Origin of the sequence: Deinococcus sp. HSC-46F16 (assembly GCF_024171495.1) — a bacterium.
Classification (GTDB): Bacteria; Deinococcota; Deinococci; order Deinococcales; family Deinococcaceae; genus Deinococcus.
Map to the genome: position 1 here is coordinate 319,808 of NZ_JALJZW010000002.1, position 21,278 is coordinate 341,085.

Consider the following 21,278-nt stretch of genomic DNA (forward strand, 5'->3'; position numbering starts at 1 on the left):
CCCGGCACGTCCGGGGGTCGGCCCTATTCGGGCCGCAGCGTGAGCAGCGTCACTTCCGGCGGGCAGAGGTTGCGCAGCGGCACCCCGCTGACCCCCAACCCCCGGCTCACGTAGCCCGGCGTGCCGTGGGCACCCTGCACCCAGCCCATCGCGTAGCGCTGGCCGTACTTGCTGGGCACGACCGGAGCGCCCACGACCGGCAGCCGAATCTGCCCGCCGTGGGTGTGGCCCGACAGGACCAGCCCGACGCGCTGGGGCAGATCGGGCAGCAGGTCGGGGTTGTGGCTCAGGAGCACGCTGGCCTGCCCCTCCCCTGCTCCGGCGAGCGCCGCCCTCACGTCCGGCTCGCCGCGCCACAGGTCGTCCACGCCGCCCACCCACAGGTCGTCCCGCACCGAGCGGCCCGCGTTGCGCAGCACAGTGATGCCTGCCGCCGCAAAGGCCGCCGCCACCTGCTCGCGGCGCTCGGCCCAGCCTGGGATGCCCTGGCCCAGCACGCCCCGGTCGTAGGCCCCGAAGGAGCCGTAGTCGTGGTTGCCCCATACCGCGTAGACCCCCAGCGGCGCCCGCAGCCGCGCGAGTTCGGTCAGGAGGGGCGCGGGGTCCACGTCCGAGCGCACGTCCAGAAAATCGCCGCCCAGCAGCACGAGGTCGGGCTGGGCCGCGTTCGCCGTGTCCACCCAGGCGCGAATCTGCCGCTCGAAGATGTAGAGGCCGTAGTGCAGGTCGGTCAGAAAGGCCACCCGCAGCGGTGAGCGCAACCCCGGTAACACCCCTTCCTCGCGCACGGTGCCGAAGTCGTAGGCCTGGGCCACGCCCACGCCCCCCAGGGTGCCCAGCGCCAGCGTGCCGCCCAGCAGTCCGCGCAGGAAACGGCGGCGGCCAGGGTCGGTGGACGAGGCGGGGACCTTCATGGGGTTCAGGGTACCGGCGGGGGGTGAGAGGGGCACCCGTCAAAAGATGGAGGGGGCGCTACACTCGCCCCATGACCCCCTCCTCCTCCCCTGACGCCTGGGCCGACCTGCTGGTGGTGGACGTGCTCGACGAGGACGCGGGCCTCGCCGAGGTGGAAGACAGCCGGGGCCGCACCTACGCCCTCCCCGCCGAGTGGCTCCCCGGCGTGGCCGACGGCGCGGCGTACCGGGTGGGCGGGGAGGCCGGGCACCTCACTTTTATCCCCGACCCCACCGGCGCCCGCGAGCTGCGCGAACGCTCCAAGCAAACGCTGCTCGACTTCGCGGATGAGCCGGGAGACGGCTGAGATGACCCGGCCCGTCGTCATCCTGCCCGACCTGCACGGGCGGCTGGACCTGCTGGAGGGGGCGCTGGAGTACGCCGGGCGCGAGTGGGGGCCGCAAGTCCACTTCCTGAGCCTGGGCGACGCCATCGACCGGGGGCCGCAGAGCGTGGCCTGCGCGGGGACACTGCTGGACCTCGCGCGGGCGGGCCGGGCCACCCTCCTGATGGGCAACCACGAGCGCATGGCGCAGGAGGGCTTGCAGTGGTACCGCGCCTACCTGACCTCGCAGGACCCCGCCGACTATCGCCGGGCGCTGGAGGGCTTTCGCTGGTGGATAGGCAACGGCGGCGAGAGCGTGCGCCGCGAGGTGGGGGCGCTGACGCTGGAGACCTTTCCGACCGGGCTGGCCGAGTACCTCGATACCCTGACGCGGGTGGTGTATGTGACCGGGGATGGGGAGGTGCACCGCGCGGTGCCCGCTGAACCCAGCGTGCTCGTCGCCCACGCCAGCCCGCCCGTTCAGCACCGCCAGTACCCCAGCCCCGAGTCGGCGGCACTGTGGCTGCGGCCCTTCGAGGGGCCGTTTCCGCTGCCGCCGGGAGTCACCTACAGCGTCCACGGGCACACCCCGGTGCGGGCGCCCACCCGGCTGGCGCGGCACGTCTACCTCGACCTGGGGGCCTATGAGACAGGCCGGGTCGCGCTGCTGACCGTGCGGGGGCCGGAGGACGTGGCGGCCCCGCCCCCCGTCACCGTGCTGGAAGGCCGGGGCGACCCCGCCGCCGCCCGCCGCTATCCCACCTTCGGGGAGGCGCTCCCCGTGGGGCTCGCCGCCCGGACCGGAGGTCACCCATGAACCGACACCTGCGTTTGTCCACTCCCTGGGGGACCTGGTGAGCCGCCGCAGCGAGGCCGCCGGACGGCTGCGCCCGCTGTGGGACGCCCTGACCGCCGGGGACCCCGAGGCCGTCCACCGCGCCCGCAAGCTCACCCGCCGCGCCCAGGCCGAGCTGCGGGTCGCCGACGCCGGGGGGAAGACCGAGCGGGCCTGGCGCGACCTGCGCCGCGCCGCCGCCCCGCTGCGCGACCACGACGTGGCCGGGGACCATCTGCGTCAGGCGCTGACCGAACTGGACGTGCCGGGCGACACCCTCGCCTACTTCGACCGCACCTGGGCCGAGCGCCGCGCGGCGCGATTGGCGGCGACTGAGTGGCCGGAGCCTCCTCCCGCCTTCAAGCTGAGGCGGGGCTGGAAGGACCGCGCCCGCCGCCTGATTCGCAGGGACGGCAAGCGGCTGCTGGCCGCCGGGGAAGCCGCGCTCGCCACCCACGACGCCGAGCAGTGGCACGACTGGCGCAAACGCCTTAAGCGCTACCGTTACACGCTCGCGCTGCTGGGCGAGGTGCCCCCGGTGCTGACCGACACGCTCGAAGCCCTGGGTCGCTTTCAGGACGCCGAGGTCGTGCTGGGCATCCTGCACGGCGACCCCGACCTCTTGCGCTACGAGCGTGCCCGCCTGATCGCGCGGGAGGAAGTGGCCCGTAACAAAGCCCAGGGGCGGGTGCGTGAACTGTTCCCGGAGCTGGCCCGTTTGCTCAGCGTGGGGGACGCGGGGGAGGACTGAACCGGGCCTCGGCCTGGGCCAGAGCCTCCGGCGTGTCCACGTCGAGGAGTTGACCAGCGGAAACGTCCACATCCACGGCCCCCGCCGCATGTGCCCGCAGCACCGAGCGGGGGCCGTGGTCGGCGTCCGGCAGGGCGAGCACCTCCGGCCAGAGGTCGGCCCGGAGGAGGTGGGGCGGGGCGTGGACGGCCTCCTCCCCATAGCGGGCCAGCACGAGGGGCGCCCCCGTCTCCCGGAACGCCGAGACGAGTGCCCGGTGCGTGTCTGCCGTCACCAGCGGCATATCCGCCAACGCGAAGGCCGCCGCACTCACCCCCTCCGGGAGCGCCCCCAGCGCGACCCGGAAGGAGGAGAGCAGTCCCCGTTCCGGCTGCGGATTCTCGACCACCATGAAGGGCCACTCCGAGAGTGCCGCCCGCACCCCCTCCCCCACCTCGCCGGGGGGCACGGCCGCGAGCAGGCCGCCGTACCCTCCCGCCGCGAGCGACGCGGCCGCGTACGCGATCAAGGGGCGCCCACCCAGCAGCACCAGCGGCTTGGGCCGACCCATCCGGCGGCCCCGTCCAGCGGCGAGGAGGATGCCCCAAACAGGACGGGGGGAAGTGGGGGGCATGGGGGGAGTGTAGGAGAAAACCTCTGACCTGCACTCACGCTCCCCACCCTGGGGCACAATGGGGGGACCCACAACCCGCCCCCTTCCCGAGGTGATGTCCCCCGAGGTGACCCCATGAAACTGAGCTACAGCGGCCAGGAACACGTGCAAGCGCCCCCGGCGGCGGTCTGGGCTTTTGTTCAGGACCCCGAACGGGTGGCCCGCTGCCTGCCCGACGTGCAGGAAGTCGTGGTCCACGACCAGACCCATATGGACGCGACTGTGCAGGTCGGCGTGGGCATGGTGCGCGGCAAGTTCAAGTTCAAGATCGAGGTCTTGCCTGATGAGGCCGCCAACCGGGTGAACGTGAAGGTGCAAGGCGGCGGCCTGGGCAGCATGGTGGACCTGACGGCGGGAGCGAACATCGTGGACAACGGGAACGGGACGACCACGCTGGACTGGACCGGCGACGCGACCATGCGCGGCCCGGTGGCGACCGTGGGGGGGCGGGTGCTGGACGCGCAGGCGCAGAAGTTGATCGAGAAGACCTTCCAGAACATGAGCGCCCAGGTCGGCGCTAACGCCGGAACCCTGGCGTGACCGCGCCCCCCGAACCCCCCGACCTCCGCGCCGCCTTCCGCGAGCGGGGCTACGTGGCGGGGGGCGCCCTGGCGACGGCCCTGCGGCTGGTCGTGGCGCTGGGCAAACCGCTCCTGCTGGAAGGGCCAGCGGGCGTCGGCAAGACGGAGGCCGCCAAGACCCTCGCGGCGGCGCTGGGCACCCGCCTAATTCGCCTTCAGTGCTACGAGGGGCTGGACGCGCAATCGGCCCTCTACGAGTGGAACTACGCCCGCCAACTGCTGCACCTGCGGGCGGCGGAGGCAGGGGGGCGACCCGTCCGCGACGCCGACCTGTACGGCCCCGAGTTCCTGATGCAGCGGCCCCTGCTCGAAGCGATTCGGCAGTCCGCGCCCCCGGTCCTCCTGATCGACGAGGTGGACCGGGCGGACGACGCCTTTGAAGCCTTCCTACTCGAACTGCTCGCCGAGTGGCAGGTCACGGTGCCGGAACTGGGCACCCTGACGGCGACCGCCCGCCCCCACGTCCTGCTGACCAGCAACCGCGCCCGCGAACTCAGCGACGCGCTGCGGCGGCGCTGCCTCTACCTGTGGGTGGACTACCCCAGCCGTGCCGAGGAGCTGGAGATCGTGCGGGCGCGGCTGCCGGGCATCGACGGGGCGCTGGCGGGACAGGTGACGAGGGCCGTCCACGCCCTGCGCGAGCTGCCGCTGGGCAAGCCCCCCGGCGTGGCCGAGACGCTGGACTGGGCGGCGGCGCTCGTGGCTCTGCACCGTGACCACCTCGACGCGGAGGCGCTGGAGCTGACCCTGGGCGCGGTGCTGAAACTGCGCGAGGACCAACTGCTGGCCCGCCCGGTGCTGGAGAAGATCGCCCGGCCGTGACTGCCGATCTCCCCTCGCGCGTGGCGGCCCTGTGCGGCCACCTGCGTTCGGCCCACGGGTTCCGGCTGGGACCGGGCGAGACTGCGGCGGCCCTCGCAGCGTTGGAGGTCGTCCATCTGGGGCGTCGCCGCGAGGTGCGGGACGCCCTGCGGGCCGTGCTGACCGCCAGCCGGGAGGAGGGGCGCGTGTTCGACGCGGTCTTCGACACCTTCTTCCGGAGGGGCGAGGCCCCCGAACCGCCGCACCTCCCGCCCCTGCTTGCGCAGACCGAGGCCCCGCTGCCGCCTCCACCCCCAGCTCCGGCAGGTCAGACGGGAGATGAGGGGCCGCCCAAACCCACTGAGGCGGGCCGAGCTGCCACCGCCGAAGACGACGCCGCCGCGCCCACCCCCACCCGTCCCGACCCGGAACGCGAGGCAAAGGGCGAGCCGGACACTCCCGCCCCGCTGCTGCACGCCCGCCGCAGTCCGAACGCGGGCGCGGGGGACGGCGTGACCACCCCGGAGGATGATCTCGCGGGGATGCTGCGGGCGGCGGGGGCGCTGGTGCGGGCGGTGGAATTGGGACGCGGGCGACGGCTGGTGTCCCGGCCCCGTGGCCCCCGGCTCGATGCCCGGCGCACCCTGCGGGCGGCGGCGCGGACGGCGGGCGACCCGGCCCGGTTGCGCTGGCTGGGGCGGCCCCGCCGTGCCCCCCGCTTCCTGCTGGTGCTCGACGGCAGCCGCAGCATGGGAGCTCACGCGGCGCGGCTGCTGCGCTTTGCCCACGCGCTGCACCTGCGCTCCCGGCGGGTGGAGGTCTACGCCTTTTCCACCGACCTCACCCGCCTGACCCCCCACCTGCGCCGGGCGGTGCCGGGAGTGACGCTCACCCTGCCCGACCTCGGCGGGGCGTGGGGCGGCGGCACCCGCATCGGGGACAATCTGCTGCGGCTGGCGCGGGAGGAACGGGGGCGGGTCACCCGCGACACGGTGGTGCTGATTCTCAGCGACGGGCTGGACACGGGCGAGCCGGACACGCTGACCCGTGCCCTGCGTGACCTTCGCGCCCGCGCGGGGATGCTGGTGTGGCTCTCGCCGCTGGCCTCTCTCCCCGGCTACCAGCCGGTGCAGCGGGGGGTGGCGGCGGCCCTTCCGCACCTCGACGCCTTCCTGCCCGCCGCCAATCTGCGCGACCTTCACGCGCTGCCGGGCCGGTTGCGACAGCAGAAACGGCCAGCCGCTGGGGACTGACCGCTGGAGGCTGGAAGCTGGCCCCTACCGGTACTTCAGCGCCTCCATCAACTCCTCCACCATCTCCAGCGTGTCGCCGCGCTCGTGGGCGGTGGCGACGTGCGCTTCGAGGTGCCCGCGCAGCACCACCTCGCCCGCGCCGGAGAGGGCGCCCTGCACCGCCTTGATCTGGCGCAGCACGTCCACGCAGTACACGTCCGGCTCGTCGAGCATGCGCACGATGGAGTCCAGATGCCCCCGCGCGATGCTCAGGCGCCGGGCCGCGCGGCGGCGGGCATCTTCGGGCATACAGAGCTTGTTCTCGGGGTGACAGTGAGCGGTGGGGTCGGCCTGGGTCATTTCACGACCCTCAGCCACGCGCGGTACCTGTTGATCTCGGCGGACTGGCTGCGGATGATCTCCCCGGCCAGCTTCCGCACGGCGGCGTTCTGGGTGCGGGCCGGGACCAGCCGCGCCATGTCCACCGCGCCCTGGTGGTGGGGAATCATCTCGGTCAGGAACCAGCGGTCGGTGCCGGAGGAGGGCACGTTCATGGCCGCAGAAGCGGAGCGGTAAGCCTTGCCCGTCCAGGCTTTGACCCAGGCGCCCATCTGCGCCAGTTCCTTTGCCTGCGCGGCCATCACCTCACGGGCGGCCCCCCGCACGCGGGCGTCCCGGCCCGAGCGCAGGGCGGCCCGCGCCATGTCCACGGCCATCTGGTGGTGGTCCATCATGAGCTGCGAGAAGCGCACGTCAAAGGCCCGGCCCTTCAGGGGACGCAGTTCGGCCAGCATCTGCGCGTTCATCGCCTCCATCGTCATGGCCCCGCCGTGCCCCGCGTGCCCATGCGTCTGAGCGCCCGCACTCCCGGTTCCCGCGAGCGCCAGCCCCAGCAGCACCTGCTTCACTGCCCGGCGACCGTGGCGCCGTAGCCTTCCTCGGTCACGGCCGCGATCAGGGCACCCTGCTCGGCCTCGCCCTGCACGGTGGCCTTGCCCGTGGGCAGGTCCACCTGCACGTCCTGCACGCCGGGAACGCCCTTCAGTGCCCCCTCGACGGCCTTCACGCAGTGCCCGCAGCTCATTCCCGAGATGGTCAGTTCAGTGGTCATGCGGTCAGGATAGACCCAGGGGGGGAGGGTGTCAAGGATTCGCTATTGTCCGTAGTCAGCGAAGCGCATTGGGGGAGAGCCAACAGCCGATGCTCAAAGTCATGACTTGCCCAACCCTCCCCAGGGGGATAGACTGACCCCATGAACACCAAGACCCTCGACCTCGACATCGGCGGGATGACCTGCGCCGCCTGCGTGGGACGAGTCGAACGCGGATTGAAAAGGGTGGACGGCGTGGAGAACGCGGTCGTGAACCTTGCCACCGAGCGGGCCACCGTGACCTTCGACCCCGCACGGACGGACGCGGCGGCGCTGGTTCAGAAAGTGCAGGACGTGGGCTACGAGGCCCGCACCGCCGAACTCTCCTTCCCGGTGGAGGGGATGACCTGCGCGGCCTGCGTGGGCCGGGTCGAGCGGGCGCTGGGCAGGGCGGAGGGCGTGCTGAACGCCTCGGTCAACCTCGCCACCGAGCGGGCCACCGTGACCTACCTGCCCGCCGCGACCACGCCCGCCGCCCTGCGGGACGCGGTGCGCGGGGCGGGGTACGACGTGCCCGACGAGGCGAGCCAGGCCCAGTCGCGGCTGGACGCCGACCGCAAGCGCAAGGCCGCCGAGATCGCGGCGCTGCGGCGGGACGTGACCTTCGCGGCAGCCTTCAGCATTCCGCTCTTTCTGATCGCGATGGTGCCCATGCTGTACGACCCGCTGCACCACTGGCTGCTGGGAGCGGTGGGCGAGCGGACGCTGAACTGGATCATGCTGCTGCTCGCCGCCCCCGTGCAGTTCGGCCCCGGCCTGCGCTTCTACCGCACGGGCTGGGCCGCGCTGCGGCACCGCTCGCCCGATATGAACACCCTGGTCATGCTGGGCACGACCGCCGCCTTCGCCTACTCGGTGCTGGCGACCGTCGCCCCCGGCCTCTTCCCGCCCGGCAGCGCCCACGTCTATTTCGAGGCGTCGGCGGTGGTGATCACCCTGATCCTGCTGGGCAAGCTGTTTGAGGCGATCGCCAAGGGCAGAAGCAGCGAGGCGATGCGGACCCTGCTGGCCCTGCAGCCGAACACGGCGCGGGTGCAGCGCGGCGGCGAGGTGCTGGAGGTCGCGGCGGACGACGTGCGGATGGGCGACCTCGTGCTGGTGCGCTCGGGCGAACGGCTGCCGGTGGACGGCGAGGTCGTCGAGGGCCGCTCCTACGTGGACGAGTCCATGCTGACCGGCGAACCCGTACCCGTCGAGAAGATGCCCGGCGCGAAGGTCACGGGCGGCACGGTGAACGGCAACGGGGCCTTGACCTTCCGGGCGACCGGGGTGGGGGCCGACACCGCCCTGTCGCGCATCATCCGGCTGGTGGAGGGGGCGCAGGCGAGCCGCCCGCCCATCCAGGGCCTGGCGGACCGGGTCGTCGCCATCTTCGTCCCAGTCGTGCTGGTGATCGCCGCCCTGACCTTCCTGACCTGGATGCTGATCGGGGGGGAAGGAGCGCTGGCGAACGCGCTGGTGCATACGGTCGCCGTGCTGATCATCGCCTGCCCCTGCGCGATGGGCCTCGCCACCCCGGTGAGCATCATGGTGGGCAGCGGCAAGGCCGCGCAGATGGGCGTGCTGTTCCGCACCGGGGCCGCGCTGGAGGGTCTGGGCCGCGCCGGGGTGGTCGCCCTGGACAAGACGGGAACAGTGACGCGGGGAGCGCCGGAGGTCACGGAAGCGGTCAGCGGTCAGCGGTCCGCGATCCGCGAGGACGAGTTGCTGCGGCTGGCGGCGGCGGCCGAAAGCTCCTCCGAGCATCCGCTGGCGCGGGCGATTGAGCGGGCGGCGAAGGAACGCGGGCTAAACATTCCGACCGCGACGGACTTCGAGGCGGTCCCCGGCTACGGCCTGCGGGCCACGGTGGAGAGCCGCCGGGTGGAGGTCGGCGCGGCGCGGTACATGGCGCGGCTGGGGCTGGATTTGGGCGAGTTGGGAGCGCAGGCGCAAACGCTGGCAGAACGGGGCCGCACCCCCGTCTTCGTGGCAGTGGACGGCGTGCTCGCCGGGCTAATCGGCGTGGCCGACCCGGTGCGCGAGGGCAGCGCCGAGGCCATCCGCACGATGCAGGCGCAGGGAGCCGAGGTCGCCATGGTCACCGGCGACACCCGCGCCACCGCCGAGGCCGTCGCCCGCGAGGTCGGCGTGACCCGCGTGCTGGCCGAGGTGCTGCCCGAGGGCAAGGCGGACGCGGTCGCGGAACTGCAAGCGGAAGGGCGCACCGTCGCCTTCGTCGGGGACGGCATCAACGATGCCCCCGCCCTCGCGCGGGCAGACGTGGGCGTCGCCATCGGCACCGGGACGGACGTGGCCGTGGAGACCGCCGACGTGATCCTGATGTCGGGCGACCTGCGCGGGGTGCCCAACGCGGTCGCACTCTCGCGGGCCACGCTGCGGAATATCCGGGTGAACCTCTTCTGGGCCTTCGCGTACAACGTGCTGTTGATTCCGGTGGCGGCGGGCGTCCTCTCACGCTGGGGCATCACCCTCTCGCCCGTGCTGGCCGCTGCCGCGATGGGCCTGAGCAGCGTCTTCGTCTTGACCAACGCGCTGCGGCTGCGGGGCTTCCGGCCCCCGCTGGCTCCTCCGCCGCCGCAGGGGACGCCGGACCTGCAGCCCATCACGGCCTGACCCTCTCCCCCGCCCCACGTTCGGCTAGCCTCGGTCCATGGCGAAGCTGAACGTGGGGCCTTACGTGGCCAGTCTCAAAACCTCCCCGGCGCAGGTGCGCGACCGGGCCGCCTTTCTGGACCGCGCCCGGCTGCGCGACGAGGTGCCGCAGGTGGCCGGGATGCCGCTCGTCGGCCTGGGCGGAAGCTGTGGCAAACCCGCCTTCCTGCTCCCCTACCTGATCCGCTGGGACGAGGCGAACACGCGGGCGCTGGAGGACGTGGCGGCCGAGTTCGGCTGCTTCGTCGAGTACGGGGCGTATCCCCACCTCAAGCTGGAAGGCGGCGGGCAGGAGATCGCGGCGGTGCAGGACTGGGCCACCATGGCGATGGTCTTCGTGCGCCCTGGCTACGAGCGCGGCGAGGAGGTGCTGACCCGGCTGGCCGAGGCCCTGCGCCCGGTCTGAAGGCTTCTCCCACGTCCTGCTCAGGGGGGCGGGTACGGTGGGGGCAGGAGGCCCACCATGACCCAGTCCCTGAACGTGCACCAGATGCAGGAGTGCCTCGACGCCTGCCTCGCCTGCCTACGGGCCTGCGAGATGTGCGCCGAGGCGTGCCTGGCCGAGCCGGACGTGACGATGCTGGCCGAGTGCATCCGCCGCGACCGCGACTGCGCCGACGCCTGCGCCCTTACGGCCCGGCTGCTGATGCGGGCGAGCGACCTGCACCCCGACGCCTGCCGGACATGCGCCGAAGCCTGCGCCCGCTGCGCCGGGGAATGCGAGCGCCACGCCGGGCACCACGAGCACTGCCGGGTGTGCGCCGAAGCCTGCCGCCGCTGCGAGGCGCTGTGCCGTCAGATGGCCGCCTGACCCTCAACAGGAAAGCACCCCCGCCCGAGTGGACTGGGGGTGCTTCTTATTGCGGCTCAGAACCAGCCGCGCCGCTTGGTCTTCTTGCCGCCGAGCCTGCGCTCGGCCTGTCCGAGCATGAAATCCAGGGCGCGGTCGCGCTTGCGGAGCTTGGTGTACTTGCCCCTTTTCGCCATCTGCTGGCGGCGCAGGGCCGAGACGACCTGCAGAATCAGGGGCGCGTAGACCATCAGCTTGCCGAGTTTGCCGGAGGAGCGGCGTGCTTTCATGCCTTCCATTACGGCATGGGGGCCGCAAAAGTTGCTGAGGTTCGGCTGACCTGCCTTCACCCTCCCCCCGGCGCCCTAGACTGGGGCATGACCACAATCCAGGACCCGGTGATGAGCCTGCGGGATCAACTCGTCGCGTGGCGGCGGCACCTGCACATGAATCCCGAAGTCGGCTTTCACGAGCACGACACCGCCAACTACATCGAGGCCGAGTTGCGCCAGATGCCCGGCCTGACTGTGTCCCGCCCCACCGCGACGAGCGTGCTGGCGATATTGAGGGGCGGGAAGCCGGGGCGCACCCTCTTGCTGCGGGCCGATATCGACGCGCTGCCCATTGAGGAGGAGAACACCTTTGAGTTCCGCTCGCAGCGTCCCGGCGCGATGCACGCCTGCGGGCACGACGGCCACACGGCGATCCTGCTGGGCGTGGCGCGGCTGCTCTCCGAGAACCCCGGCGAGGTGCCCGGCGAGGTCCGCATGATCTTCCAGCACGCCGAGGAGATCGGGCCGGGCGGCGCCGAGGAACTCGTGATGGAGACGGGCCTGATGGACGGCGTGGACGTGGTGACGGGCCTGCACCTCAACTCCCAGCTTCCGGCGGGGCTGGTCGTGGTCAAGCCGGGGGCGTTCATGGCCGCGCCCGACACCGTCCACATCACCGTGAAGGGCAAGGGCGGGCACGGGGCGCACCCCGAGCAGACGGTCGACCCCATCGCGGTGGGGGCGCAGGTCGTGACCAACCTCCAGCATGTCGTGAGCCGCCACGTGGCCGCGCTCGACGCGCTCGTCGTGTCCATCACCTATTTCCAGAGCGGCACCACCCACAACGTCATTCCCGACACGGCAGCCTTGATGGGCACGGTGCGGACCTTCGACCCCGAGCTGCGGCAGCGGGCGCCGGAGCTGATCGAGCGGGTGGTCAAGGGCGTGACGGAAGCGCACGGGGCGGGCTACGACTTCCGCTACGAGTTCGGCTACCGGCCACTCATCAACACGGAATGGGTGGCCGCGCAGCTCAAGGAGATCGCGCTGGAGACGGTGGGGGAAGAGCACTACCAGGACGCGCAGCCCACGATGGGCGGCGAGGATTTCAGCGCCTACCTGGAAAAGGCGCCCGGCGCGTACTTCAACGTCGGCTCGGGCAGCGACGAGGCCGACAGCCGCTGGCCGCACCACCACCCCCGCTTCACCATCGACGAGGAGAGCCTAGTGACCGGAGCGCGGATGCTGTACGCCGCCGCGCTGCGGCTGACCGGGGAGCCGGGGGCCGAGCGCCGGAACTGACCCTCTGCAACGAATGCGGCGGCTCCTTTGCTGGAGGCCGCCGCGTTCATTTCTGGCTTAATCCTCCCCGGCCGCAGGCTGCTCCGGGAGGCGAGGGGGTGGGGGCGCCTCGTGGCGGGAGGTGTGCAGGGGCGCCGTCCAGGGTGGCCCGAACCTCCCCGTCCGCTGCAAGGCCACGAAGCGGCCTACGAGCGCAGGATCGAACTGGGTGCCGCGCCCGGCTTCCAGGATGGCGAGGGCCTCTTCGGGGGGCAGGGCCGCGCGGTAGGGGCGGTCGCTCGTCAGGGCGTCGTACACGTCGCACAGGGCGAAAATGCGGGCGAGCAGCGGCACGCCCTCGCCGCGCAGGCCGTCGGGGTAGCCGGTGCCGTCCCAGCGCTCATGATGCGAGCGAATGACCCCGCGCGCCTCGGGATGCAGGAAGGGGATGCGGGCAGCGAGTTCGGCGCCGCGTGGGGCGTGCGTTTCGATCAGCAGGCGTTCTTCGGGGGTCAGGCGACCCGGCTTGAGCAGCACCGCGTCGGGCACCCCCAGCTTGCCGATGTCGTGCAGCGCCGCCCCCTGCCGCAAGCCCAGCAGCCGCTCCGGGGGCAGCCCCAGCCCCTCCCCGAAGGTCAGGGCGAGGTGGGTGACCCGCTCGGTGTGGCCCTGGGTTTCGAAGTCGCGCAGCTCGACCGCCACCCCCAGGGTTTCGAGCGCCGCGTCCAGGGTGGCCCGCAGGTCCCCGAAGTGCGCGTCGCGCTCCAGCAGCCGGGCGGCGAGGCTGCCCAGCAGCAGGGCGAGGTGTTCATCCGCCTCCCCGAAGGGCCGCTCGGGTTCGCGGGTCAGGATCAGGGCACCCAGCGGCTCGTCGTGGCTGCTCAGCAGCGGGACCGCCATCATCGCGCTCCCCCCCAGCCGCTCGCGGCGGTAGATGCGGGCGTCTTGCCGCACGTCGGACACCCGCAGCACCCGGCGTGCCGCGAGCGCGGCCCAGGCCAGCCCCTCGCCCCGCCGCAGCACGACTGGCCCCAGCGGCGGGACGTGGCGTTCAGGACCGGTCGAGCGCAGGGTGTCGGTGGGGGCGTCGTGGCGCAGCAGCAGGGCGTACCTGGCCCGCAGCAGGTCCTGCGCCGCGCAGGTCAGGTGGTCTTCCAGGGGCGCGCCCTCGGGAGCGGCGCTCAGGGACGTGTGCAGCTCGACCAGCCGGGTCAGCTCGTTCCAGCGCTCCTGAAGGTGCAGCAGGGCGGCGATCTGCTGGGTGAAGAGCCCCGCGTCCTCGACCGCCCGTGGCCCGAACGTCTCGTTTGGCGCCAGCGCGTCGAGGTTGAGGTGCGCGACGACCTCGCCCTCCAGCACGACCGGAAAGCAGAGGTTGGCCCGCACCTCCTGGCGGCGGCCCACGTCGCTGAGCAGCCGGGCTGCCGGCGAGGCGAGTTCGGCGTCCGACTCGGCGTAGGCCCGGATGAGGGCCTCGCCCCCCACCACGCGGGGTTCCCCGGCCCGCCACGCGGCGAGGGACGCGCCGTACCAGCGCTGCTGTGAGTCCTCGCTCAGGGTCAGGCCGACCAGCCCGGAGCCGTAGCCGTGCGCGGCGACCACCCGGAACTCCCGGCCCTCGCGGATGTCCAGGGTGCCGCACCCGGCCCCGTCCACCGCGTTCACCGCCAGGGTCAGCACCTCCGCCCAGTCGGCGTCCCCCAGGGTCCGCCGCCCGGCCAGCAGCGCCACGGTGGTCCGCAGGCCCTGCCACACCGAGTGCCGGGGCTGGGCCGGGGGCGCGGCGGGCCGGGCCGGACCGGCCGGGGGCGCTTGCGGCGGGCGCGGCGTCCAGACCACAAGCTGGTTGCGGCCGTTGGTCTTGGCGAGGTAAAGGGCCTCGTCGGCGCGGCGCAGCAGGGTGCCCTCGGGTTCAGCGAGCAGGCGGGTCGCCAGCCCCGCCGACAGGGTCAGGACACCCCAGGGCGCTTCTCCCTGGCCCAGGTGTGCCCGCAGGTCTTCGACCCGCGCGGTCAGGTATCCCCGGTCAGGTGCCCCGGCCAGCAGGGCGAATTCCTCGCCCCCCACCCGGTAGGCCCGCACCCCGTCGACCTCGAACTCGCGCAGCAGCCCGGCCACCTGCCGCAGCGCCCGGTCGCCGCCGCTGTGGCCGTAGCGGTCGTTCACCGCCTTGAAATGGTCGAGGTCCAGCAGCGCGAGGTGGCCCCCGGTGCCCAGCGCGGCGAGGTCGCGGTCGAACTGGCGGCGGTTGGGCAGCCCGGTCAGGGGGTCGGTGTGGGCCTGGGTGCGCAGGGTGTGCGCGAGGTGCAGCAGCCGCAGCCGCGACTGCAAGATGCCCAGCGCGACGAGCAGGCCCAGGGCGCTGAGCGACACGCCCAGCAGGTACAGCGGCCCGAACATCGCCTGTCCCTGCGGGTGCAGCAGCAGGCTCCAGCTCAGCCCCAAAAAGGGCACCGGCGCCAGCAGCAGGTCGCGTGGTCGCCACGCGGGGATGGGCAGCGGCCGGAAGCGCCGCACCAGGCCGCTCAACCCCACCACGCTCAGGGCGCTCACGGTCACGACCGCCGGAAACGCCCCCTGGGCCAGCAACCACGCCAGCGCGGGAGCGGCGACCAGCGCCCCGGCGGGCAGGCCGTAGCGCAGGGTCACCAGCGCGACCGGCACCAGCCCCAGGTCCAGCACCATCGGCCCCACCGGCGCCCCGTTGCGGGCCAGCAGCCACGTCGCGCCCGCCGCCAGCACCAGCCGCAGCGCGTGTTCGGCGCGTCGGCGGCGCACCGGCCACTCGCGGTAGGTCAGACTCAGGACGTATGCGCAGGCGATCAGCAGGCAGAAGTTGAGCAGCAGGGAAGTCATGACAAGGGGGGCCACCGGACCGTCAGGAAGAAGGCGGGCGCCGGAAGCTGTTCTCCCGCCGCCCCATGTGCCCCATTCTGCCGCAGCCTCCGCTGAAATGCCAGTTTTTCCGCGCCAGAACGTGACTTTTTCGTCTTTTTGGACTGCCCCCCTCTGGGGGGGGTCATCCGGTTGCCGTCCACTCCGTGACCGGAGCGGGAGAGCGCCGACGGGGGAACTCCTTTCCCGGCAACCGTGGTGTTCCTTCTCCCTTGGGCCGGGTTGACCAGCCCCAACAACGGTTCAACCGCAGTCCGTATCAGCGCCCACGCAGCGAGGTCTGCACCGCGCTCATGAACTCGGCGCGGGTGCGGGCGTCGTCCTTGAACAGCCCGCGCATGGCGCTGGTGGTCGTCGACGAGTTCTGCTTCTGCACCCCGCGCATCGCCATGCACAGGTGAACGCCTTCGAGCAACACGGCCACCCCACGCGGGGCGAGCAGTTCCCCCAGGGCGTCGGCAATCTGGGTGGTCAGGCGCTCTTGCACCTGAAGGCGCCGGGCGTACAGGTCCACGATGCGGGCGAACTTGCTCAGGCCCAGAATCTGCCCGTCGGGGATATAGGCGACGTGCGCCCGGCCGTAAAAGGGCAGCATGTGGTGCTCGCACATCGAATAGAACTCGATGTCCTTGACGATCACCATCTCGCTGCCCTCGGCGGCGAACACGGCGTCCCCGGCGGCGTCCGCGAGGGTGCGGCCATACCCGGCGGTCAGGAAGGCCCAGGCTTTGGCGACCCGCTGCGGGGTTTTTTGCAGGCCCTCGCGCTCCGGGTCTTCCCCAATGGCCGCGAGCCAGCCGTGGGTCAGGTCGCGCAGGCCCGGCACTTCCAGCCGCTCGTCGGCGGCGCTGATGGTGGGTGGAATGGTCAAGGTGGGATCGCTCCTTCTTCCGCGCCGCGCGGGCGCCGCGGGTGAATGCGCCGAGTCTAGGTCCGGCGGGCGGGGAGGGACTGTGGGGGATGCGGCCTGCGGTCAGCCCCAGCTCACGGCCCCGTAGGTCTGCTCGCGGGCGGGGCCGCACGAGAAGATCACGACGGGCACGCCCACCGTCTCCTCGATCAGGTCGAGGTAGGCCTGGGCTTCTTTCGGCAGCGTGTCGCGGCTCGTGGCCCCCTCGGTGGTGGTCCAACCGGGGAGTTCGCGGTAGACGGGCTGGCCTTCCGTGCCGTGGGCGACGCAGACCTTGACCGTCTCCAGCCCCGCGAGGATGTCCATCTTGTTGATGACCAGCCCGTCGAGGCCGTTCACCTCGGCGGCATATTTCAGCAGTTCGAGGTCCAGCCAGCCCACCCGGCGGGCGCGGCCCGTTGTGGTGCCGAACTCGTCCCAGGGCTGCGAGCCGTCGCCGCGCAGGCGCCGCTCCATCTCCCCGAAGACCTCGGTGGGAAAGGGGCCGTGGCCCACGCGGGTGTTGAAGGCCTTGGCAACCCCGTACACCTGCCCGATGGCCCGGTGGTTGACCCCCGCCCCCACCAGGATGCCGCCCACGGTGGGGTGGCTGCTGGTGACGAAGGGGTAGGTCCCGTAGTTCAGGTCGAGCAGGGTGGCCTGGGCGCCCTCGAACAGCACGTTCTCGCCCTCCCGGATCGCCCGGCGCAGGTCCGAGCCGGTGTCGTGGACAAAGGGGAGCAGGGCGTCCCGGATGGGGAGCAGGTAGCCCAGCGCGTCCTCCACGGTGGCCCAGCCCGCGTCACGGGTGGAGTTGGGTTTGGCCTCCAGCAGCCGGGCGACGCGCTCGCGGAGCGTGCCCTCGTCGGCGAGGTCCCCGAAGCGCAATCCCACCCGCCGCGCCCGGTCGGCGTAGGCGGGGCCAATGCCGCGCCCGGTGGTCCCCACGAAATCCTTGCGGCCGTCCACGTACTTGTGGTGCGGCAGCACGAGGTGGGCGCGGTCGCTGATCCGCAGCTCGGGCGAGAGGCCGCCCGCGAGCAGACTCTGGCGCTCGGCGAGGAACTTCTCGGGGTCGATGACCATCCCGTCGCCCAGCACGCTGATCACGCCCTCATGCAGCACCCCGCTGGGCAGCAGGTTGAGCTTGAAAGTCTGGCCCCTGGCCGTGACGGTGTGCCCGGCGTTGGCCCCGCCCTGATAGCGCACCACGTAGCGGGCCTCCGGCGCCAGAAAATCGGTGATCTTGCCCTTGCCCTCGTCTCCCCACTGCGCCCCGATGATGGCGATTCCCGGCATTGCAGCCTCCAGCCACGCGCTCAGACTTGCTCCCTCCCGGCTCCAGGCCAAAAAAAAGCACGGCGCGTGGCACCGTGCCCCAGTGTACCCCGGCGGGGCCAGGACCCCAGGGAACCCCACGACAAAGGCCCCAGCCGGAGCTGGAGCCTTCTTCGGAACGCGGGCGGGGGGTCAGATCACCAGGATGATCGGCTCTTCGAGGGTCGCCGCCACGCTCGCCAGGAAGCGGGCGCCCTGGGCGGGGTCCACCGGGCCGTTGAGGGTCAGGGCGGCGCGGCCCCCCTGCACGCGGCCCACGCTGAGGGTCAGGGCGTGCGGCAGGTGCAGCTCGTCGAGGTCGAGCGCCCCGGCGTCGGTCACGAGGAGGTCGGGCGTTCCGGCGAAGTTGCCGTCAAGGGCGGCGAGGGCTTCGCGCAGGCTGCCCGCCTGCACGGGACGGGCCTGTTCGCCACCCACCCGGTAGACCGCGACGGTGCCCAGCTCCAGCGTCTCGGCGTGGCGCTGCGCGGCGCGGGCGACCAGCAGCGCGAGCGGCACGTCCTGCCCCAGCGCCCCGGCGAGCTGACGGCACAGCTCCAGGGTGGGGGCCACGTTGCCGTCCCGGCGCAGGTAGGGACCGAACCACACGGCCTCGCGGACGGGCGCGGCGGGGCTGGGGGCGGGCGCGGGCTGAAGCTCGGGCTGGACCTCGGCGGGCGCGGGCTGCGCGACAGGCTCGATCTCGGTCGGCTCAGGCTGCACGGGCGCCGGGGCAAACTCGGGCAGCGGCGCGGCGGCCACCTCCTCGACCACCTCCGGAGCGGCGACCTCGGGCACGGGGATGACCTCGGGCTCGGCGGTGAGCTCGGGCTGGGGCGCCGGGGTGAAGGTGGGGGCCACCGGGGTCGGCTCGGCTGGGGCGGCCTCGGCCACGGGGGCCGAGAAGGGAGAGGCGGGCGCGGGCGTGAAGGCGGGGGCCGTCGGCTGGGGCTCGGGCTGCGCGGGGGCAGCGGGAGCCGCGTCCTGGCCGGGCTTCTGGTACAGGCGCGAGAGCAGGCCGCCCAGACCGCCCATCACGCCGCCGGTCGCGGCAGCCGCCGCAGCGGGGACGGCAGGTTCCGGGGTGACGGGTTCGCTGGCCGGGGTCGGCAGCGGCTCGCTGGGGCTCGGCATAGGGATGGCCGGGGTGACGGGCGGCACGTCCACCGACTCGCTCGTCGCCGCGAAGGGCACCGGCTCGGGCGTGGGGGCCACGATCTCCGGCTCGTCTTCCAGCTCGAACTCCATCGCCTCGTCTTCCAAGCTCACCTCGGGCAGGGTTGCCTCAGGGGCGGGCATGGGAGGCACCGGGGCGGGCTGGCCCACGAGCGCGGCGAGGTCCGAATCCACGCCCGCGCTGCTGAGCATGTCCATGCTGGGCATGCCGGGGGCGAGCAGGCCGCCGCCGGGGGGCAGTTCGGTGCCCGTCCACTCGGGCGGGGGGGCGTCGACGGGCGTGGCGGGCGGTTCCTCCTCCCCGCTCATGATGCGGGTGAGGTAGTTCAGGATGTCCTGCTCAACGATCATGCCGCCTTCGCCGCTGCCGTCGAGATGCTGCCAGTCGATGCCGTTCGCTTCCGCCAGAATCTTGGCGAGCGGAGCAATCCGTTCCATTCATGTCCCCCTTCGGGTGCCGCGGGGGCCGGGCACCAGCTTGGCACTGCCTTGCATACGGTCCCAGGGTGACGCCTGCCCCCTGACAGGCTTCTTTCAGAGGGGGCGGGCAGGGTGGTTGTCTCGTCTGGTAAAGAGGGCGAGCTGCGCCCGCCACCCCCCTCCCAACCTCCCCCGCAAGGGGGGAGGAGCGAAAAGCCCGTCTGAGCCGCTGAGCCTTCTAGAGAAGAATGAGTGCTGTTCTGACCCTCTCCCCTCGTGGGACTCGCAGAGCTGCTTGCAGAGAGGGCCTTGCGGAGCAGAAGGTGAGGGGGCGTCCAGACCAACTCGATGAGCAGTTTTTTTCGTCGAATGCTTTATGCCACACCAAGCGTCACAAGCTGGGAGAAGAAGCTTCACCTGCTCAGCGTGCTCTCTCCCGAATGGGACGCCTCCCGCCCGTCTTCCCGCCCCGCGCCTTGCTACCCTACGGGGGTTGCCGCGGGGGACGCGGCGAGGAGTCCGAATGCAGATATTTGACGAGATGCAGGCTCGGGGCCACGAGGCGCTGACGCTGCTTCACCATGCGCCCAGCGGGCTGAAAGCGGCGCTGGCGGTTCATTCCACGGTGCTGGGTCCGGCCATCGCCGGGGTGCGGCTGCGGCCCCTCGACGAGACCGAGGCGCTGCGCGGGGCGCTGGCCCTCTCCGAGAGCCTGACCCTCAAGGCGGCGCTGGCGGGCCTGAACTACGGCGGCGGCGCGTGCGTGCTGATGCTGCCCGAGCAGGGCGTGGACGACCCGCACGCCCGCGAGGCCCTCTTCCGGGCGCTGGGGCGGCAGGTGCGGCCGCTGGAGTCGCGGGTGGTGCTGACCGAGGACATCGGCGTGACGCCCACCGACATCGCCTTTGTCGCGCAGGAGACGCCCGCCACCCTGGGCGTGAACACCGACACCAGCAGCGTGACGGGCTACGGCGTCTACCGGGGCATGAAGGCCGCCGCCCGGCACGCCCTGGGGTCCGAGAGCATGCGCGGGGTGCGGGTGGCGATCCTGGGGGTGGGGGCGGTAGGCCGCACGCTCGCCGCGCACCTGCACCGCGAGGGCGCCCGCCTGACCCTGGCCGACACCCGCCCCGAGCGGGCACAGGCGCTCGCCGAGGACCTCGACGGGGTGACGGTGGTGTCCGCCCACGAGCTGTTCGACGTGCCCTGCGACATCTTCTCGCCGTGCGGCTACGGGCACTCCATCCGCAGCGCGGACGTGCCCCGCTTGCAGTGCCGCCTGATCGCGGGCGGCGAACACCATCCCCTCTCCCGGCAGGGCGAGGCCGCCGTGCGGGAGGCCGGAATCGTGTATATGCCCGACTTTGCCATCAACGCCGCCGGACTGATCGCCGCCGCGACCACCCTCACGCCCGAGCAGGCCGCCGAGCGGGTGTACGCGACCGTCTCGCGCATCGCTGCCGCCGCCGAGCAGTACGGCAAGCCGCCCCACCTGATCGCCCGCCGCATGGCCGAGCGCCGCATCGACCTGATCGGCAGCCTCGGTGCGGGGGCCGGGGCGGGGACCTACGGGAGGAGCGCATGACCTCCCCCTTCGTCATCGGCGTGGCGGGCGGCTCGGGCAGCGGCAAGACCACCGTGACCCGCCGGGTGATCGAGACGGTAGGCGCGGGCAGCGTGGCCGTGCTCAACCAGGACAACTATTACCGGGCGCAGGACGACATCCCCTTCGAGGCGCGGCTGACCACCAACTACGACCACCCGGCGGCGTTCGACTGGGTGCTGCTGCGCGAGCATCTGGGGGCGCTGCTGGCCGGGGTGCCCATCGAGATGCCGGAGTACGACTTTACCCGCCACACCCGCTCGGCCCAGACCAGCCGGGTGATGCCCGCACCCGTGGTCGTGCTGGAGGGCTTTTTCGCCCTGTACGACGAGGAGGTGCGGGAGCGGATGCACCTCAAGGTCTTCGTGGACGCCGACGCCGACGTGCGCTTTATCCGCCGGTTGCTGCGCGACACGCAGGAGCGCGGGCGCACTCCCGAGAGCGTGATCTCGCAGTATCTGGAGTTCGTGCGGCCCATGCACCTGAGCTTTGTGGAACCCACCAAGAGATACGCCGACGTGATCATCCCCCACGGTGGCATGAACGAGCCCGCGCTGGACATGCTCGCGGCGCGGATTCGCACCACGGTGTGAGGGCGTGTGGCCGGTCGCAGCTTGGATCACCGGCCCCCTTCCCCCTTTCGGCGGACGACGCCCCCCGCCCCGGCGGGCACGCTGACGCCCGGACCTCTCCCCACCC

General features: G+C 72.4%; 22 protein-coding genes. 12 read left to right on the top strand and 10 right to left on the bottom strand.

The window, feature by feature from the left end; all coding sequences use genetic code 11:
* Positions 1–23: 23 nt before the first annotated feature.
* The gene (locus L1280_RS06975; RefSeq protein WP_253581378.1) at positions 24–914 is read right to left on the bottom strand and encodes a metallophosphoesterase; all 891 of its coding nucleotides are present in this window, start codon (positions 912–914) and stop codon (positions 24–26) included.
* 71 nt (positions 915–985) lie between these two features.
* Between L1280_RS06975 and L1280_RS06980 the strand changes: the two genes are divergently transcribed.
* From L1280_RS06980 to L1280_RS06990, 3 genes are read left to right on the top strand one after another with little or no spacing between them, the layout of a single operon-like run.
* Positions 986–1,261 (top strand): hypothetical protein, encoded by a 276-nt coding sequence (locus tag L1280_RS06980; RefSeq protein ID WP_253581379.1) that lies wholly within the window; start codon positions 986–988, stop codon positions 1,259–1,261.
* A 1-nt stretch (position 1,262) separates the two neighbouring features.
* The gene (locus tag L1280_RS06985; protein ID WP_253581380.1) at positions 1,263–2,096 is read left to right on the top strand and encodes a metallophosphoesterase; all 834 of its coding nucleotides are present in this window, start codon (positions 1,263–1,265) and stop codon (positions 2,094–2,096) included.
* A gap of 37 nt (positions 2,097–2,133) precedes the next feature.
* Positions 2,134–2,865, top strand: a complete 732-nt coding sequence (locus L1280_RS06990) for a CHAD domain-containing protein (RefSeq protein ID WP_253581381.1) — start codon at positions 2,134–2,136, stop codon at positions 2,863–2,865.
* Here the strand turns inward: L1280_RS06990 and L1280_RS06995 are convergent.
* Positions 2,837–3,478, bottom strand: coding sequence for an NTP transferase domain-containing protein (locus tag L1280_RS06995; protein WP_253581382.1), 642 nt, complete (start codon positions 3,476–3,478; stop codon positions 2,837–2,839). The two genes, L1280_RS06990 and L1280_RS06995, sit on opposite strands and share 29 nt — an antisense overlap.
* Positions 3,479–3,592: 114 nt before the next feature.
* Here L1280_RS06995 and L1280_RS07000 point away from each other — a divergent pair, with 114 nt between their 5' ends.
* Genes L1280_RS07000 through L1280_RS07010 form a run of 3 tightly spaced genes read left to right on the top strand, consistent with a single transcriptional unit; the run spans position 3,593 to position 6,152 of the window.
* Entirely contained in the window at positions 3,593–4,057 is a 465-nt protein-coding gene (locus tag L1280_RS07000; RefSeq protein ID WP_253581383.1) for a carbon monoxide dehydrogenase subunit G, read from the top strand.
* Positions 4,054–4,920 (top strand): AAA family ATPase, encoded by an 867-nt coding sequence (locus L1280_RS07005; protein WP_253581384.1) that lies wholly within the window; start codon positions 4,054–4,056, stop codon positions 4,918–4,920. Before L1280_RS07000 ends, L1280_RS07005 begins: the two co-directional genes overlap by 4 nt.
* The gene (locus tag L1280_RS07010) at positions 4,917–6,152 is read left to right on the top strand and encodes a VWA domain-containing protein (RefSeq protein WP_253581385.1); all 1,236 of its coding nucleotides are present in this window, start codon (positions 4,917–4,919) and stop codon (positions 6,150–6,152) included. Before L1280_RS07005 ends, L1280_RS07010 begins: the two co-directional genes overlap by 4 nt.
* 24 nt (positions 6,153–6,176) lie before the next feature.
* Here L1280_RS07010 and L1280_RS07015 read toward each other — a convergent pair whose 3' ends face one another.
* Genes L1280_RS07015 through L1280_RS07025 form a run of 3 tightly spaced genes read right to left on the bottom strand, consistent with a single transcriptional unit; the run spans position 6,177 to position 7,242 of the window.
* Entirely contained in the window at positions 6,177–6,491 is a 315-nt protein-coding gene (locus L1280_RS07015) for a metal-sensitive transcriptional regulator (protein WP_305881871.1), read from the bottom strand.
* Complete coding sequence (locus L1280_RS07020; protein ID WP_253581386.1) at positions 6,488–7,039, bottom strand: DUF305 domain-containing protein; 552 nt, start codon at positions 7,037–7,039, stop codon at positions 6,488–6,490. The genes L1280_RS07015 and L1280_RS07020 overlap by 4 nt, the downstream gene beginning before the upstream one ends.
* On the bottom strand, positions 7,036–7,242 hold the full coding sequence (locus L1280_RS07025; RefSeq protein WP_253581387.1) for a heavy-metal-associated domain-containing protein: 207 nt from the start codon (positions 7,240–7,242) through the stop codon (positions 7,036–7,038). Before L1280_RS07025 ends, L1280_RS07020 begins: the two co-directional genes overlap by 4 nt.
* A 141-nt stretch (positions 7,243–7,383) precedes the next feature.
* Between L1280_RS07025 and L1280_RS07030 the strand changes: the two genes are divergently transcribed.
* From L1280_RS07030 to L1280_RS07040, 3 genes are read left to right on the top strand one after another with little or no spacing between them, the layout of a single operon-like run.
* Positions 7,384–9,897 (top strand): heavy metal translocating P-type ATPase, encoded by a 2,514-nt coding sequence (locus L1280_RS07030; RefSeq protein ID WP_253581388.1) that lies wholly within the window; start codon positions 7,384–7,386, stop codon positions 9,895–9,897.
* 37 nt (positions 9,898–9,934) lie between these two features.
* The gene (locus L1280_RS07035; RefSeq protein WP_253581389.1) at positions 9,935–10,342 is read left to right on the top strand and encodes a hypothetical protein; all 408 of its coding nucleotides are present in this window, start codon (positions 9,935–9,937) and stop codon (positions 10,340–10,342) included.
* Between the two features lie 57 nt (positions 10,343–10,399).
* Entirely contained in the window at positions 10,400–10,747 is a 348-nt protein-coding gene (locus L1280_RS07040; RefSeq protein WP_253581390.1) for a four-helix bundle copper-binding protein, read from the top strand.
* 56 nt (positions 10,748–10,803) lie between these two features.
* Here L1280_RS07040 and L1280_RS07045 read toward each other — a convergent pair whose 3' ends face one another.
* Positions 10,804–11,016, bottom strand: coding sequence for a hypothetical protein (locus tag L1280_RS07045; RefSeq protein ID WP_253581391.1), 213 nt, complete (start codon positions 11,014–11,016; stop codon positions 10,804–10,806).
* 87 nt (positions 11,017–11,103) lie between these two features.
* Here L1280_RS07045 and L1280_RS07050 point away from each other — a divergent pair, with 87 nt between their 5' ends.
* Positions 11,104–12,300 (top strand): M20 family metallopeptidase, encoded by a 1,197-nt coding sequence (locus L1280_RS07050; RefSeq protein WP_253581392.1) that lies wholly within the window; start codon positions 11,104–11,106, stop codon positions 12,298–12,300.
* A gap of 57 nt (positions 12,301–12,357) precedes the next feature.
* Here the strand turns inward: L1280_RS07050 and L1280_RS07055 are convergent, their stop codons facing one another.
* The 4 genes from L1280_RS07055 to L1280_RS07070 form a co-directional block, all read right to left on the bottom strand.
* A complete protein-coding gene (locus L1280_RS07055) occupies positions 12,358–15,135 on the bottom strand; it encodes a diguanylate cyclase (protein WP_253581393.1) in 2,778 nt (925 codons plus the stop codon).
* Between the two features lie 298 nt (positions 15,136–15,433).
* Entirely contained in the window at positions 15,434–15,991 is a 558-nt protein-coding gene (folE, locus tag L1280_RS07060) for a GTP cyclohydrolase I FolE (RefSeq protein ID WP_253581508.1), read from the bottom strand.
* A 156-nt stretch (positions 15,992–16,147) separates the two neighbouring features.
* Positions 16,148–17,362 (bottom strand): adenylosuccinate synthase, encoded by a 1,215-nt coding sequence (locus tag L1280_RS07065; protein WP_253581394.1) that lies wholly within the window; start codon positions 17,360–17,362, stop codon positions 16,148–16,150.
* Between the two features lie 171 nt (positions 17,363–17,533).
* Positions 17,534–18,994 (bottom strand): E3 binding domain-containing protein, encoded by a 1,461-nt coding sequence (locus L1280_RS07070; RefSeq protein WP_253581395.1) that lies wholly within the window; start codon positions 18,992–18,994, stop codon positions 17,534–17,536.
* A gap of 505 nt (positions 18,995–19,499) precedes the next feature.
* Here L1280_RS07070 and L1280_RS07075 point away from each other — a divergent pair.
* Both L1280_RS07075 and udk read left to right on the top strand, forming a co-directional pair.
* Positions 19,500–20,561, top strand: coding sequence for a Glu/Leu/Phe/Val dehydrogenase dimerization domain-containing protein (locus tag L1280_RS07075; protein ID WP_253581396.1), 1,062 nt, complete (start codon positions 19,500–19,502; stop codon positions 20,559–20,561).
* Positions 20,558–21,172, top strand: coding sequence for a uridine kinase (gene udk / locus L1280_RS07080; protein ID WP_253581397.1), 615 nt, complete (start codon positions 20,558–20,560; stop codon positions 21,170–21,172). Before L1280_RS07075 ends, udk begins: the two co-directional genes overlap by 4 nt.
* Positions 21,173–21,278 lie beyond the last annotated feature (106 nt).

Bases quoted from the DNA above. Each gene is read 5' to 3' on its own strand.
- L1280_RS07055 (WP_253581393.1), bottom strand. From the start codon at position 15,135: ATGACTTCCCTGCTGCTCAACTTCTGCCTGCTGATCGCCTGCGCATAC.
- L1280_RS07030 (WP_253581388.1), top strand. From the start codon at position 7,384: ATGAACACCAAGACCCTCGACCTCGACATCGGCGGGATGACCTGCGCC.
- udk (WP_253581397.1), top strand. From the start codon at position 20,558: ATGACCTCCCCCTTCGTCATCGGCGTGGCGGGCGGCTCGGGCAGCGGC.
- L1280_RS07070 (WP_253581395.1), bottom strand. From the start codon at position 18,994: ATGGAACGGATTGCTCCGCTCGCCAAGATTCTGGCGGAAGCGAACGGC.
- L1280_RS07050 (WP_253581392.1), top strand. From the start codon at position 11,104: ATGACCACAATCCAGGACCCGGTGATGAGCCTGCGGGATCAACTCGTC.
- L1280_RS06980 (WP_253581379.1), top strand. From the start codon at position 986: ATGACCCCCTCCTCCTCCCCTGACGCCTGGGCCGACCTGCTGGTGGTG.
- L1280_RS07075 (WP_253581396.1), top strand. From the start codon at position 19,500: ATGCAGATATTTGACGAGATGCAGGCTCGGGGCCACGAGGCGCTGACG.
- L1280_RS07035 (WP_253581389.1), top strand. From the start codon at position 9,935: ATGGCGAAGCTGAACGTGGGGCCTTACGTGGCCAGTCTCAAAACCTCC.
- L1280_RS07065 (WP_253581394.1), bottom strand. From the start codon at position 17,362: ATGCCGGGAATCGCCATCATCGGGGCGCAGTGGGGAGACGAGGGCAAG.
- L1280_RS07000 (WP_253581383.1), top strand. From the start codon at position 3,593: ATGAAACTGAGCTACAGCGGCCAGGAACACGTGCAAGCGCCCCCGGCG.
- L1280_RS06995 (WP_253581382.1), bottom strand. From the start codon at position 3,478: ATGCCCCCCACTTCCCCCCGTCCTGTTTGGGGCATCCTCCTCGCCGCT.
- L1280_RS06975 (WP_253581378.1), bottom strand. From the start codon at position 914: ATGAAGGTCCCCGCCTCGTCCACCGACCCTGGCCGCCGCCGTTTCCTG.
- L1280_RS07015 (WP_305881871.1), bottom strand. From the start codon at position 6,491: ATGACCCAGGCCGACCCCACCGCTCACTGTCACCCCGAGAACAAGCTC.
- L1280_RS06985 (WP_253581380.1), top strand. From the start codon at position 1,263: ATGACCCGGCCCGTCGTCATCCTGCCCGACCTGCACGGGCGGCTGGAC.
- L1280_RS07040 (WP_253581390.1), top strand. From the start codon at position 10,400: ATGACCCAGTCCCTGAACGTGCACCAGATGCAGGAGTGCCTCGACGCC.
- L1280_RS07025 (WP_253581387.1), bottom strand. From the start codon at position 7,242: ATGACCACTGAACTGACCATCTCGGGAATGAGCTGCGGGCACTGCGTG.
- L1280_RS07045 (WP_253581391.1), bottom strand. From the start codon at position 11,016: ATGAAAGCACGCCGCTCCTCCGGCAAACTCGGCAAGCTGATGGTCTAC.